10 protein-coding genes are annotated in these 12,723 nt (G+C 73.8%); all 10 read left to right on the forward strand.

The genetic code is table 11. From position 1 onward, the window contains the following. Positions 1 to 41: 41 nt before the first annotated feature. The 10 genes from DSM104299_RS12705 (at position 42) to DSM104299_RS12750 (ending at position 12,680) form a co-directional block, all read left to right on the forward strand. A complete protein-coding gene (locus DSM104299_RS12705) occupies positions 42 to 716 on the forward strand; it encodes a TrmH family RNA methyltransferase (protein WP_272477679.1) in 675 nt (224 codons plus the stop codon). After that, entirely contained in the window at positions 716 to 1,765 is a 1,050-nt protein-coding gene (gene pheS / locus DSM104299_RS12710) for a phenylalanine--tRNA ligase subunit alpha (protein WP_272477680.1), read from the forward strand. The genes DSM104299_RS12705 and pheS overlap by 1 nt, the downstream gene beginning before the upstream one ends. Then, on the forward strand, positions 1,762 to 4,215 hold the full coding sequence (gene pheT, locus DSM104299_RS12715; RefSeq protein WP_272477681.1) for a phenylalanine--tRNA ligase subunit beta: 2,454 nt from the start codon (positions 1,762 to 1,764) through the stop codon (positions 4,213 to 4,215). The genes pheS and pheT overlap by 4 nt, the downstream gene beginning before the upstream one ends. A gap of 25 nt (positions 4,216 to 4,240) precedes the next feature. Then, on the forward strand, positions 4,241 to 5,284 hold the full coding sequence (argC, locus tag DSM104299_RS12720) for an N-acetyl-gamma-glutamyl-phosphate reductase (protein WP_272477682.1): 1,044 nt from the start codon (positions 4,241 to 4,243) through the stop codon (positions 5,282 to 5,284). Positions 5,285 to 5,360: 76 nt separating this feature from the next. After that, complete coding sequence (gene argJ, locus DSM104299_RS12725) at positions 5,361 to 6,614, forward strand: bifunctional glutamate N-acetyltransferase/amino-acid acetyltransferase ArgJ (protein WP_272477683.1); 1,254 nt, start codon at positions 5,361 to 5,363, stop codon at positions 6,612 to 6,614. A gap of 12 nt (positions 6,615 to 6,626) precedes the next feature. Continuing rightward, positions 6,627 to 7,475 (forward strand): acetylglutamate kinase, encoded by an 849-nt coding sequence (argB, locus tag DSM104299_RS12730; protein WP_272477684.1) that lies wholly within the window; start codon positions 6,627 to 6,629, stop codon positions 7,473 to 7,475. Positions 7,476 to 7,577: 102 nt separating this feature from the next. Next, entirely contained in the window at positions 7,578 to 8,753 is a 1,176-nt protein-coding gene (locus DSM104299_RS12735; protein ID WP_272477685.1) for an aspartate aminotransferase family protein, read from the forward strand. Next, positions 8,750 to 10,024 (forward strand): argininosuccinate synthase, encoded by a 1,275-nt coding sequence (locus DSM104299_RS12740; protein WP_272477686.1) that lies wholly within the window; start codon positions 8,750 to 8,752, stop codon positions 10,022 to 10,024. Before DSM104299_RS12735 ends, DSM104299_RS12740 begins: the two co-directional genes overlap by 4 nt. A gap of 10 nt (positions 10,025 to 10,034) precedes the next feature. Continuing rightward, on the forward strand, positions 10,035 to 10,202 hold the full coding sequence (locus DSM104299_RS12745; protein ID WP_272477687.1) for a hypothetical protein: 168 nt from the start codon (positions 10,035 to 10,037) through the stop codon (positions 10,200 to 10,202). A 63-nt stretch (positions 10,203 to 10,265) separates the two neighbouring features. Beyond that, on the forward strand, positions 10,266 to 12,680 hold the full coding sequence (locus DSM104299_RS12750) for a coiled-coil domain-containing protein (protein ID WP_272477688.1): 2,415 nt from the start codon (positions 10,266 to 10,268) through the stop codon (positions 12,678 to 12,680). The last annotated feature ends 43 nt before the right edge of the window (positions 12,681 to 12,723 follow it).

A 12,723-nucleotide genomic window follows, 5' to 3' on the forward strand; every position in this document is an offset into this window, starting at 1 on the left:
CCCCGGCACGTAGGAGCGGCCGGGCCCGGACCAGGACCCGCATGATCACCTCACACCACAACCCGCTGCTCAAGGACATCCGCCGGCTCGCCGCGCGGCGCGAGCGCGGGCGCTTCGTGGCCGAGGGCGAGGACCTCCTCCGGGCCGCCGAGGAGGCGGGTTGGAACCCGGTGCACCGGCTGGTCGCCGGCGTCGACGTGACCGAGGAGGCGCTGGCCAAGGTCAGCAGCCTCGGATCCGGGACACGCGCCCTGGCGGTCTTCGACGAGCGCTGGGCGCCCGCGCCGGTCGGGCCGCTGGTCGTCGCGCTGTGGGGCATCAAGGACCCGGGCAACGTCGGGACGGTCCTGCGCGCGGCGCTCGCGTTCGGCGCGAGCTGCGTCGCGCTCGGCCCCGAGACCGCCGACCCGTACGGCCCCAAGGCGGTGCGCGCCTCGATGGGCGCGATCTTCGCCGTCCCGGTCGCGCGCGTGGAGACGGTCGCCGAGCTGCCGGGCACGACGATCGCGCTCGACGCCCGCCGCGGAGAGGCACTGAGGGGCCCTGCGCAGTCCGACGTCTCCGTCGTCGTCGGCGCCGAGCGCGCCGGGCTGGCGCCCGAGGTCGTCGCCGCCTGCGACCGCGCCGCCCACATCCCGATCAACAACGAGTCGCTGAACGCCGCGATGGCCGCCACGCTGGCGGTCTACGAACTCACTAGGTTCCCGGAGAGCTGATGCTGGACCGCATCGAAGAGATCCATGACGAGGGCTTGGGGGCGATCGACGCCGCCGGCACGACCGACGAGCTCGAGGAGCTGCGCGTCCGCCTGCTGGGCCGCAAGGCCGAGCTGCCGAACCTGCTGCGCGGCGTCGGCGAGCTGCCGCCCGAGCAGCGCGGTCAGGTCGGCAAGCGCGCCAACGAGGTGCGCAAGGCGCTGGAAGCCAAGCTCGGCGCGGCCGTCGAGCGCCTCGACGCGTCCGAGCTGGACACCCGGCTCGCCGCCGACCGCGTCGACGTCACGCTGCCCGGCGACCCGCTGCAGCCGATCGGCCGCCTGCACCTCATCACCCAGACCTGGCGCGAGCTCGAGGACGTCTTCGTCGGCCTCGGCTTCACCGTCATGGAAGGGCCGGAGGTCGAGACCGTCCACTACAACTTCGACGCGCTCAACCACGACGCGACGCACCCGGCGCGCGGGCTGAGCGACACGTTCTACGTGGCCGAGGACGTCGTCCTGCGCACGCACACCTCGCCGATGCAGGTGCGCGCGATGGAGCAGTTCCCGCCGCCGCTGTACGTGGTCATCCCCGGCCGCGTCTACCGGCGCGACAACGACGCGACGCACACGCCGCAGTTCCACCAGGTCGAAGGCCTCGCGGTCGACGAGGACATCACCCTCGCCGACCTGAAGGGCACCCTGCTGGAGTTCTCGCGCCAGATCTTCGGCGACGAGCGCGACGTGCGCCTGCGCGGCCACTTCTTCCCGTTCACGGAGCCGTCGGTCGAGGTCGACGTCTCGTGCTTCAACTGCGACGACGGCTGGATGCCGGACGGCTCGCGCTGCCCGCTCTGCAAGGGCGAGGGCTGGATCGAGATCCTCGGCGCCGGCGAGGTGGATCCCAACGTGTACTCCTATGTCGACGACGACCGCTACGACCCCGAGAAGGTCCAGGGCTTCGCCTGGGGCATGGGCATCGAGCGGATCGCGTTCCTCAAGCACGGCGTCAGCGACCTGCGGTTGTTCTATGAGAACGACCTGCGCTTCCTGGAGCAGTTCGGATGAAGGTCCCGTACTCCTGGCTGCGCGAGTACTGCGCGCCCGAGATCAGCCTCGCCGACCTCGAGCAGCGGCTCACGCTCACCGGCACCAAGGTGGAGGCCATCCACCGCCACGGCGTCGGCGCGGCCGAGGGCTTCGTCATCGGCAAGGTCCTCTCGTGCGGCAAGCACCCGGACGCCGACCGCCTGAACGTCACGACGGTCGACGTCGGCGACGGCGATCAGGCGCAGCAGATCGTCTGCGGCGCGCCGAACGTCGCCGCGGGGCAGACGGTCGCGGTCGCGCGGCCCGGCGCGGTGATGCCGGACGGCACGAAGCTCAAGAAGGCCAAGCTGCGCGGCGTCGAGTCCAACGGGATGATCCTGTCCGAGGACGAGGTCGGCCTGGCCGGCGAGCGCGCCGGCGGAATCATGGTCCTCGACGACGCCCTGGCGGCGGGCACGCCGCTGGTCGACGTCCTCCCGATCCTCGACGACGTCATCGAGTTCGAGATCACGCCCAACCGCCCGGACTGCCTGGGCGTCTACGGCCTGGCGCGCGAGGTCCACGCCGCCACCGGCGCGCCGCTGGCCGCCGCGCCGTGGGCCGACGAGGGTGGGCGGGATCGGATCACGGGCTACGTCCCCGGCGCCCACGTCCGGATCGACGCGCCGGAGCTCTGCCCGCGGTTCACCGCGCGCGTGTTCGAGAACGTCACGATCGGCCCGTCGCCGCGCTGGCTGAAGGCGCGCCTGCTGGCCGCCGGGCTGCGGCCGATCAGCAACGTCGTCGACATCACCAACTACGCGATGCTCCTGACCGGGCACCCGCTGCACGCGTTCGACCTCGACAAGGTCGCCGGCGGCGAGCTCACGGTCCGGCGGGCGCAGGACGGCGAGCAGGTCGAGACGCTCGACGGCGCCGTCCGGACGCTCGACAGCGACATGTTGGTCATCGAGGACGCCGAGGGGCCGACGTCGATCGCCGGGGTCATGGGCGGCGCGCGCTCCGAGGTCGCCGACGACACGACGCGCGTCCTGATGGAGGTCGCGTCCTGGGTCGGGCCGAACATCCATCGCACGTCCACCGTCCTGGGGCTGCGGTCCGAGGCCTCGGGCCGCTTCGAGAAGGGGCTGGCGCCCGAGCAGGCGCTGGACGCGCAGATCGTGGCGACCCAGCTGATGGTCGAGCTGACGGGCGCCGACGTCGTCGGCGGCACGATCGACGTCGGGCCGTTCGCGAAGGACCCGTGGCCAGACGCGACGATCCGGCTGCGCGACCACAAGGCCGCGGCGCTGCTGGGCCTCGTGATCCCGCGCACCCGCCAGAAGGAGACGCTGACCGCGCTGGGCTTCGGCGTCGCCGACGCCGACGACGGCCTCGACGTCACCGTCCCGGGCTTCCGGCGCAACGACGTCACGCGCGAGGCCGACCTCGTCGAGGAGGTCGGGCGCTTCGACCTCGACAAGCTGCCCGCGACGCTCCCCAAGCGCCGCGGGACGGCGGGCCGGATGTCGGCCGCTCAGCGGATGCGGCGGCGCGCGGTCGACGCGCTCGTCGGCCGCGGCGCCTACGAGGTCGTGGGCTGGTCGTTCACCGAGCCCGGCGTCGCCGACCGGCTGCGGCTGCCCGAGGACGACCCGCGGCGCCGGTTCGTCGCGCTCGTCAACCCGATGAGCGAGGACCACTCGGTCCTGCGCACGATGGTCCTCGGGTCGCTGCTGGACGCCGCGCGCCACAACGTCGCGCGCGGCAACGCCGACCTGCGGGTCATCGAGCAGGGCGCGGTCTACCTCGGGCGCGACGGCGAGCCGCTCCCGCACGAGCACCGCGCGCTCGGCGCCGTGCTGCACGGTCGCCTCGTCGCGCCGTCGTGGGGCGACGACGGCGCCCCGAAGACCGCGGACTTCTTCGCCGCCAAGGGCCTGCTGAGCGCCATGCTCGACACGCTGCGGGTCGCCTGGTCGGTGCGCGCGGCGACCGAGCCGTTCCTGCACCCCGGGCGCAGCGCCGAGGTCGTCGTCCACGGTGACGGTGACGGCGACGAGGTCGTGGTCGGCTGGGTCGGCGAGATCCACCCGCTGGTCGCCCGCGCGTGGGAGCTGGAGGGCGCGGTCGCGGGCTTCGAGGTCGACCTCGACGCGGTCGTCGCCCACGGCGTCGCGGTCCCGTACTTCCAGGACCTGACGAGCTTCCCGCCGGTCCGTCAGGACCTCGCGGTCATCGTGGCCGAGGACGTCGCGGCCGACGCCGTGCTCGGCGCGGTCCGCGGCGCCGGCGGCAAGCTGCTGCGGGGCGTGCGCGTCTTCGACGTCTACCGCGGCGCGCAGGTCGGCGAGGGCCGCAAGTCGCTCGCGCTCGCGCTGACCTTCCAGGCGCCGGACCGCACGCTGGCCGACGAGGACGTCGCGCCGGTGCGAGCGAGGGTCGTCAAGGCGCTCGCCTCCCAGGTGGGGGGTGAGCTCCGTGGCTGAGCCGTCCTCCGGAGGGGCATGGCCCATGTCCTCGGCGGCGAGCGGCCGGGGCAAGGCTGACGACGGCCCCAAGGTGCTGGTCGCCGGCGCGTCCGGCTTCGCCGGCGCGCTCGCGGCGCGGCTGATCGACCGCCATCCGCAGTTCCAGCTCAGCGCGATCACGTCGCGGTCGGACGCCGGCACGCCGCTCAACGCGCTCTACCCGCACCACCGCGTGCCGCTGGTGCTGGAGGAGCTCAACCTCGAGCTCGAGCACCACGGCGAGGTCGACGCCGCCATCGTCGCCTACCCGCACGGCGCGTCGGCCCCGCTGGTGGCCGAGCTGCTGGAGGGCGGGATCAAGGTGGTGGACTTGAGCGCGGACTTCCGGCTGCGCGACCTCGACGTCTACGAGGAGTACTACGTCGAGCATCCGCATCCGGAGCTGCTGGGCGAGGCGGTCTACGGCCTGCCGGAGCTGTACCGCTCCGCGATCGCCGAGACCGACCTGGTCGCCGGCCCGGGCTGCTACCCGACGGCCGCGATCCTGACCCTGGCGCCGCTCGCGCGCGCCGGCCTGCTCGACGACGTCGTCATCGACGCCAAGTCCGGCGTGTCCGGAGCGGGGCGCGCCGCGACGCAGAAGACGCACTTCGTGACCGTCGACGAGAACGTCACGCCCTACGGCGTCGGGACGCACCGGCACGCGCCGGAGATCGACCAGGAGCTCGACGCGCTCGGCGCCGACGGCATCAAGGTGACGTTCACGCCGCACCTGCTGCCGCTCGACCAGGGCGAGCTCGTGTCCTGCTACGTGACGATCGCCGACGACGCCGAGGTCGACGACGTCGTCGAGTTGTATGAGAACGCGTACGCCGGCGAGCCGTTCATCGACGTCGTGACGCGCCCGCCCGGCGTGCGCGATGTGCGCGAGACCAACATCTGCGCGATCAACGTGCAGGTCGACCCGCGGACCGGCAAGGTGCTGGCCTTCGGGGCGATCGACAACCTGTGGAAGGGGACGTCGTCGCAGGCGCTGCAGTCCCTGAACCTGATGTTCGGCTTCGACGAGACGGAGGGCCTGCTGTGAGAGCGGAAGACTTCGCCTGGCGGCTCGGCTTCCGGGCGCGAGCTCGCCAGGGGCTCCTTCGCGCAGCGGTGGTCGCATGAGCGGTCCTCTCTCGCCGTTCTTCCGGTCGCGCTGGGTCGACGTGCCCGACACGGTCACCGAGGTCCCGGGCGCGCCGCTGCCCGACGGGTTCCGGGCGGCCGGCGCCGCGGCGGGCATCAAGCCGTCCGGCGGGCTGGACGTCGGGATCCTCGTCAGCGACAGCGACGAGACCACGAGCGCGACGCGCTTCACGCGGTCGGGCACGGCGGCGCCGCCGGTCCTGGTCACACGCGAGCGCGCGCGCCAGGACGCGATCAAGGCCGTCGCGGTCAACTCCGGCAACGCCAACGCGGCGACCGGCCGGCCCGGGATGGACGAGGCCGCGCGGATGCAGGGCGCCGGCGCGATGATGGGGCGGACGACCGAGGACCGCGTCGCGGTCTGCTCGACCGGCGTCATCGGCGTGCAGCTCGACGGATCCAAGACCGTGCGCGGGCTGCTGGCGGCCGGCAAGGCGCTGAGCCCCGAGGGCGTCGGCGACTTCCAGCGGTCGATCATGACCACCGACCTGTTCGAGAAGCGCGCGACGGTCGACGTGGCGCTGCCCGGCGGCGTGGTGCGCCTGGCCGCGCAGGCCAAGGGCGCCGGGATGATCCAGCCGTCGTTCGCCACCATGCTCTGCTTCGTCGAGACCGACGCGGTCATCGGCGCCGAGACCGCCGACCTGCTGCTCGGCGTGTGCGTCAAGCGCTCGTTCGACCGCATCACGGTCGACGGCCAGCTCTCGACCAACGACACGGCGATCCTGATGTGCGGCGGCGCCTCGGGCGTCGTCGTCGAGCCGGAGTCCGAGGCCGAGCTGATCTTCGGCCAGGCGCTCGACGCGCTCCTGCGCCAGCTCGCGATCGACATCGCCCGCGACGGCGAGGGCGCCAGGCGCGTCGGCCGCGTCACCGTCCGCGGCGGCCACGGCCCGAACGTCGAGCGCGTCGCCCGCGCGGTCGCCAACTCGCCGCTGGTCAAGACCGCGCTCTACGGCGGCGACCCGAACTGGGGCCGCATCGTCCAGGCCGTCGGCCTCGCCCTGCCCGACACGGCGCCGCTGCCGGTCGACATCGCGATCGAGGGCGTGCAGGTCTGCGTGGCGGGCAACGCCGTCCAACACGACGCGGACGACTTGCAGGCGCGCGTGGCCGGCGACGAGGTCGAGTACGTGATCGGCCTGCCGGGCGACGGCTTCGAGACCGAGGTCTTCTTCTCCGACCTCGGCCACGAGTACATCAAGATCAACGCCGAGTACACCACCTAGGTCCGGGGCCGCATGCGCGACGTCAGCACACTTCTCGAGGCACTTCCCTACATCCGGGAGTTCCACGGGCGAACGGTCGTCATCAAGTACGGCGGCGCGGCGATGGAGGACCCGGCGCTGCGCGAGGACTTCGCCCGCGACGTCGTGCTGCTCAAGTACGTGGGGATGAACGCGATCGTGGTCCACGGCGGCGGGCCCGACATCACCGCCTACATGGAGCGGCTCTCGATCCCGGTGGAGTTCGTCGGCGGGCTGCGCGTCTCCACCGAGGAGACCGTCGAGATCGCCAAGATGGTGTTGATCGGCAAGGTCAACAAGGACATCGTGTCGCGCCTGAACCGCCACGGCCAGTCCGCGATCGGGCTCAGCGGCGACGACGGGCGGCTGTTCCTCTGCGAGCGCACGTCGGCGCCGGGTGGGGAGGACGTCGGGTTCGTCGGCCGGATCACGCGGGTCAACGTCGACGTCCTCAAGCACATCGCCGACGACTACATCCCGGTGATCGCCTCGGTCGGCACCGATCGCGAAGGCAACTCCTACAACATCAACGCGGACGAGGCGGCGGGCGCCGTGGCGCGCGCGCTGCGCGCCTACAAGGTGATCTTCCTCACGGACGTCTCCGGCTGGCTGCGCGACCCCTCCAACCCGTTGTCGCGCATCTCGCAGGCGAGCGCCGAGGAGGTCGAGACCGCGTTGACGCAGATCGAGGGCGGGATGCGGCCCAAGCTCCAGGCCTGCATCGAGGCGATCCACGGCGGCGTGACCGCCGCGCACATCGTCGACGGGCGCGTGCCGCACTCGATCATGCTGGAGCTGTTCACCGACGAGGGCATTGGCACGAAGATCCGAGCTGCGTCATGAGCGGGCAGTACCGACTGTCTTTGTGCGGCACGAAGATCCGAGCTGCGTCATGAGCGGGCAGTACCGACTGTCTTTGTGCGGCACGAAGATCCGGGCGGCGTCGTGAGCGGCGTCGTGCTCGACGACGGCGCGCTCGTCCCCGCCTACGCGCGGCAGCCGGTCCAGTTCGTCCGCGGTCAGGGCGCATCGTTGTGGGACGCCGACGGCGTCGAGTACCTGGACCTGCAGACCGGCCTCGCGGTCACCTCGGTGGGCCACTCGCACCCGGCCGTCGTCGAGGCGATCCGGGCGCAGGCCGCGCAGCTGATCCACGTCGGCAACCTGTTCCGGGCCACCGCGCCGGGCGCGGAGCTGGCGCAGCGGCTGGCCTCGTCGTCGCTCGGCGGCCGCGTGCACTTCGCCAACTCCGGGACCGAGGCCAACGAGGCCGCGATCAAGATGGCGCGCAAGGCCAAGCGCGGCGGCAACGTCGTCTCGGTGCACCGCGGCTTCCACGGCCGCACGTACGGCTCGCTGTCCGCCACGCCGCAGGAGGCCAAGCAGGCGCCGTTCGCGCCGCTGGTCCCGGGGTTCTTCGCCGTCGCGCCGACGGTCGAGGCGCTGACGGCCGCGATCGACGACGCCTGCGCGGCCGTGATCCTGGAGCCGATCCAGGGCGAGAGCGGCGTCTACGTGCTCGACGACGCGGTGCTGCGGGCCGCGCGCGAGGCGTGCGACCGCGTCGGCGCCGCGCTGATCTTCGACGAGGTGCAGGTCGGGCTGGGCCGGACCGGGAAGCTCTGGGCCTACGAGCACACCGGCGTCGTGCCCGACCTCATGACGGTCGCCAAGGCGCTGGGCGGCGGGCTGCCGATCGGCGCCGTCGTCACCAACGAGCGCTTCGCCGAGGGCTTCGAGGCCGGCGACCACGGCTCGACGTTCGCGGGCGGCCCGGTCCCGTGCGCGGCGGGCGTCGCGGTCTTCGACATCGTCAGCGACCCCGCGCTCCTCGCGCGCGTGCGTGAGCGCGGCGAGCGGCTGCGCCACCAGCTGGCCGAGCTGCCCGGCGTCGTCGAGGTCCGCGGGCGCGGCTTCATCCTCGCCGCCGAGCTCGATCCGTCGCGCGCCGAGCCGGCGACCGCGCTGATCGGCCGGGCGCTGCGTGACGAGCGGCTGGTGCTCAACGCCACCGGCCCGACCACGCTTCGCTTCCTTCCTCCTTTGACCATCACCGACGCCGAGCTGGACGACGCCCTCGCCCGCATCGCGCGTCTCCTCGACCCCCAAGTGAGCGCATGACCGACGATCAGCTGTTGCAGCCCCACGAGCCCGCCGCCTCCTACCTCGCGCGCCCCGACCAAGTCGGGCGCGTCTGCCTGCTGTACTCGGGCGGGCTGGACACGAGCGTCATGCTCAAGTGGATCCAGGACGAGTACGACGCCGAGGTCGTGGCGCTGACGATCAACCTGGGGCAGCCGGGCGAGGACTACGACGTCGTCCGCGAGAAGGCGCTGCAGCTGGGCGCGGTGGACGCGCGGGTCATCGACGCGCGCGAGGAGTTCGCCCGCGACTTCATCGCCCCGGCGATCAAGGCCAACGCCATCTACGGCCTCAACTACCCGCTGTTCACCGCGCTGGGCCGGCCGCTGATCGCGAAGATCGCGGTGGACATCGCGCGCGAGACCGGCTGCGACACGATCGCCCACGGCTGCACGGGCAAGGGCAACGACCAGGTCCGCATCGACGGCACGGTCGCGACGCTCGCGCCCGAGCTCAAGATCATCGCGCCGGTGCGCGACTGGAAGATGGGCCGCGACGAGGAGATCGCCTACGCGCGCGAGCACGGGATCCCGGTCAAGGGCGGGACCGAGACCGCGCCGTACTCGATCGACGACAACATCTGGGGCCGGTCGAGCGAGGGCAAGTGGATCGAGGACCTCGACCACGCGCCCGACGACGACGTCTTCCAGCTCGTCACGCGCCCCGAGGAGGCGCCGGACGAGTCGGAGATCGTGGAGATCGAGTTCGAGGAGGGCGTGCCGGTCGGGCTCAACGGCGAGCGGCTCGGGCTGGTCGAGCTGCTGGACCGCGTCGGCGCGCTGGGCATGAAGCACGGCGTCGGGATCGTCGACCACATCGAGGACCGGATCGTGGGCCTGAAGGTCCGCGACATCTACGAGGTCCCCGCGGCCGCGATCCTGCTCCCGGCGCACGCCGAGCTGGAGCGCCTGGTCGGGACGATCCACCAGAACCGCTTCAAGTCCGGCCTGGACCAGCAGTGGGCCTACCTCGTCTACGCCGGCCTGTGGTGGGAGCCGCTGCGCACCGACATCGACGCCTACATGAACGAGGTCAACCGGTTCGTGACGGGCAAGATCGGGATGAAGCTCTACAAGGGCATGGCGCGCGTCGTGACGCGCGAGTCCCCGAACGCGGTCTACGACGCGCAGCTCGCGACGTTCAGCGAGTCGGGCGGGCTGTTCTCCCAGCAGGCGTCGCCGGGCTTCATCGAGCTGTGGTCGCTGCAGTCGCGGCTGGCTTGGCGTCTGCGCAACGAGGACCGTGGGTAGGAAGGGGATCGTGGGCTACAAGATCCTTGGCTACGCCGTCTGGAACGGCGGCAAGTTCTACATGAAGCAGCGGTACGGGACCGCGAGCGGTGCGAAGCGCCTCGCGGCGCTCGGCATCGTCGGCGCGGCGGTGGTCGCGCTGGCGGTGAAGGGCGCGCATCGCGACGCGTCGTCGTAACCGCCGGGATTCCTCTGGTTCGGGGGCGAATCCATCCGGGCGGGGGCCTAGTCTCCCGCGTGCATGTCCCAGCCTCCGTCCGAGAGCGGCAACGTCGTCGACCCTGCGGTGCTCGCCTCGCGGCGGGCACGCCGTGCCGAGGTCAGCGAGGACGCCACCTTGGAGCTGCGGCTCTTCGAGGCGGAGCGCCGGCTGGGCGAGGTCGCGGCCGAGCGCGACGCGCTGCGGGCTCAGGTCGCCCTGCTGGAGCGCGACGTCCGCGGCACGCGCCAGCGCGAGTGGGCCGAGCAGCAGCAGCGGCTCGAGGCCCAGGGCGAGGCGGCGGCGGCGCGCGAGGTGGCCGGCTCGCAACTAGCCGACCTGCGCGAGCGGCTGGCCGAGGCCGAGGCGGAGGTGGCGATCGTCGCCGCCGAGCGCGATCGGGCCCGGCGCGCGTTGGAGGACGAGCAGCTGCGGACGACGGCCGAGCGCGAGCGGCGCGAGGCGCTGGAGCGCGAGGGCCTGCTGCTGCGCGCCGAACTGGCGCGGCGCGACGACCTGACCGCCGCGGCGGCCGACGCGGTCGCGGAGGCGCGGCGGTCGCTGGCCGGCGCGCGCGATGTTGAAGGTCTTGAAGCGCGGATCGCGGTCGAGCGCCAGGAGTTCGCGGCGCGGGTCGTGGCGGTCGAGCGCGCGGTCGCGTCGGTGCGCGAGCGGCTGGGCGCGGCGGCGCGGGTGCTGCGCGACAAGCTCGAGGTGGAGCGCGACGCGCGGACGGCGGCCGAGGCGGCGCTGGGCGCCGAGCGCACGGCGCGGGTCGCGGCGGACCGCTCGCTGGCCGCGGCGCGGTCGGAGCTGGAGGCATCACGCGCCCGGGTGGTCGAGCTGGAGCGCGAGCGCGCGGGCTTCGAGACGGGGCTGGGCGCGGAGCGGGTCCGGACCGTGGAGCTGGAGCGCGAGCTGACCGCGGCGCGTGAGCGGATGGCGGAGCTGGAGGCGCGCGGCGGCGCCGCGGTCGACCTCGAGCGCGAGCTCGCTCGGCGCGACGCGGTCGAGGCCGAGCTGCGTACGGCGCTGGAGGGCGTGAGCGGTGAGCTGGCCGCGGTGCGCGCCGGCGACGACGCGCGGATCGCGCAGCTGGCCGCGCGCGTGGAGTCGGTCGTGGCGCTCGCCTCCGGTCAGGACGACCTGGCCGCCTCCCTGACCGTGATGCGCGCCCGCGTCGCCGAGCTCCAGAAGGGGCTGAACGACTTCTCCACCGTGCGCGAGGAGCTCGAAGCCGAGCGCGCCGCCCGCTGGGTCGCCGAAGCCGAGCTGGACGCCGAGCGCCGACGCGGCGACGCCGACCGCGCGCGCCTGGCGGACGCCGAGACGGAGCTGTCGGAGCTGCGCGCCGCGGGCCGGCCCGGCTCGGGCCCGGATCCGTCGACGCTGGCGTCGCTGCGCTCGGCGATCGACGCCCTGCGGGCGCCGGAGGCTCCGGGCGAGGGCGCGCCGTCGCTGTCGGTCGACCTCGCCGCCGCCGCCGCGCGGCTGCGCGCGGCGACCGAGGCCGCGGTGGGGGAGGACGCCACGCCGGTGGAGGCTGCGCCGAGCGCGTCCGACTCCGTGGCGCCGCCCGCCGCCGCGCCGGGCGTCGCGCGGGCCGCGCCGCCGGCCGCCGCGCCGAGCGTCGGGCAGGCCGCGCCGCCGGCCGCCGCGCAGGCCACGCCGCCCACCGCCGCTCCGCCGGCGGCCGCGCCGAGCGTCGCCCCCGCCGGCCCTCAGCGCCAGCCGGTCCCGGAGCGCGCCCCGATCGGCAAGGTCGGGCCGTGGCTGCGCGACGCGCTCGTCAGCCTCGCCGCCGACGAGCCCGACATCGCCGAGCTGATCGTCGTCGGGCTGCTGCCGCTGCAGGCCGGGCTCGTCAAGGGCGCGCTCGCCTACGAGCTGGCGGTCGACCGCGGCACGACGCATCGGGTGCTCGTCGACGACGAGCGCGTGCGCGTCGAGCTCTCGGGCGCGGCGGTCGCCGAGGCACGGATCGCGGGTCCGCTCGCCGCGCTCGTCCCGCTCGCGGCCGGCGGCGCCGGCCGGCGCCTGCCCGGCACGCGGATCGACAACCGCCGCCACGTCCGCCGGCTGATCAAGGCGCGCCGGCGGCCGCTGGGCCTCGCCGAGCTGGCCGCGGCCGGGGTCGCGCCGTCCCCGGGCCTCCTGCTCACGGTCCTCGCCCGCGCGGTCCGGCCGTCGTGGACGCAGGGCCGGCCGCTGACCGTCGACGTCGCCTCCGAGGGCGCCGACCGCTGGCGCGTCATCGCCTCCGGCCACAGCCCGCTCGCGATCTTCCCGGCCGAGGGCGCGCCGCCCGCGCCGGCCACGCTCCACACGTCCGCGAGCCGGCTCCCGGCGGTCCTCGCGGGGACCGCGGCGGCCGGCGAGGCGACCGTCGAAGGCGACGTCCGCGACGTCCGCACCCTGCTCTCCTGGCTCGACCGCGCGCAGCGCGCGGCGGGCTGACCCGATCCTTTCGCGCTGCTTGCGGCAAGCCCCGCGGCGCCCG

It is taken from the genome of Baekduia alba (assembly GCF_028416635.1).
In the GTDB taxonomy this organism is placed as follows: Bacteria; Actinomycetota; Thermoleophilia; order Solirubrobacterales; family Solirubrobacteraceae; genus Baekduia; species Baekduia alba.

Coding starts and splice junctions, on each gene's coding strand:
- argB (WP_272477684.1), top strand. CDS start 6,627: ATGCGCGACGTCAGCACACTTCTCGAGGCACTTCCCTACATCCGGGAG.
- argJ (WP_272477683.1), top strand. CDS start 5,361: ATGAGCGGTCCTCTCTCGCCGTTCTTCCGGTCGCGCTGGGTCGACGTG.
- DSM104299_RS12750 (WP_272477688.1), top strand. CDS start 10,266: ATGTCCCAGCCTCCGTCCGAGAGCGGCAACGTCGTCGACCCTGCGGTG.
- DSM104299_RS12740 (WP_272477686.1), top strand. CDS start 8,750: ATGACCGACGATCAGCTGTTGCAGCCCCACGAGCCCGCCGCCTCCTAC.
- DSM104299_RS12705 (WP_272477679.1), top strand. CDS start 42: ATGATCACCTCACACCACAACCCGCTGCTCAAGGACATCCGCCGGCTC.
- pheT (WP_272477681.1), top strand. CDS start 1,762: ATGAAGGTCCCGTACTCCTGGCTGCGCGAGTACTGCGCGCCCGAGATC.
- pheS (WP_272477680.1), top strand. CDS start 716: ATGCTGGACCGCATCGAAGAGATCCATGACGAGGGCTTGGGGGCGATC.
- argC (WP_272477682.1), top strand. CDS start 4,241: ATGTCCTCGGCGGCGAGCGGCCGGGGCAAGGCTGACGACGGCCCCAAG.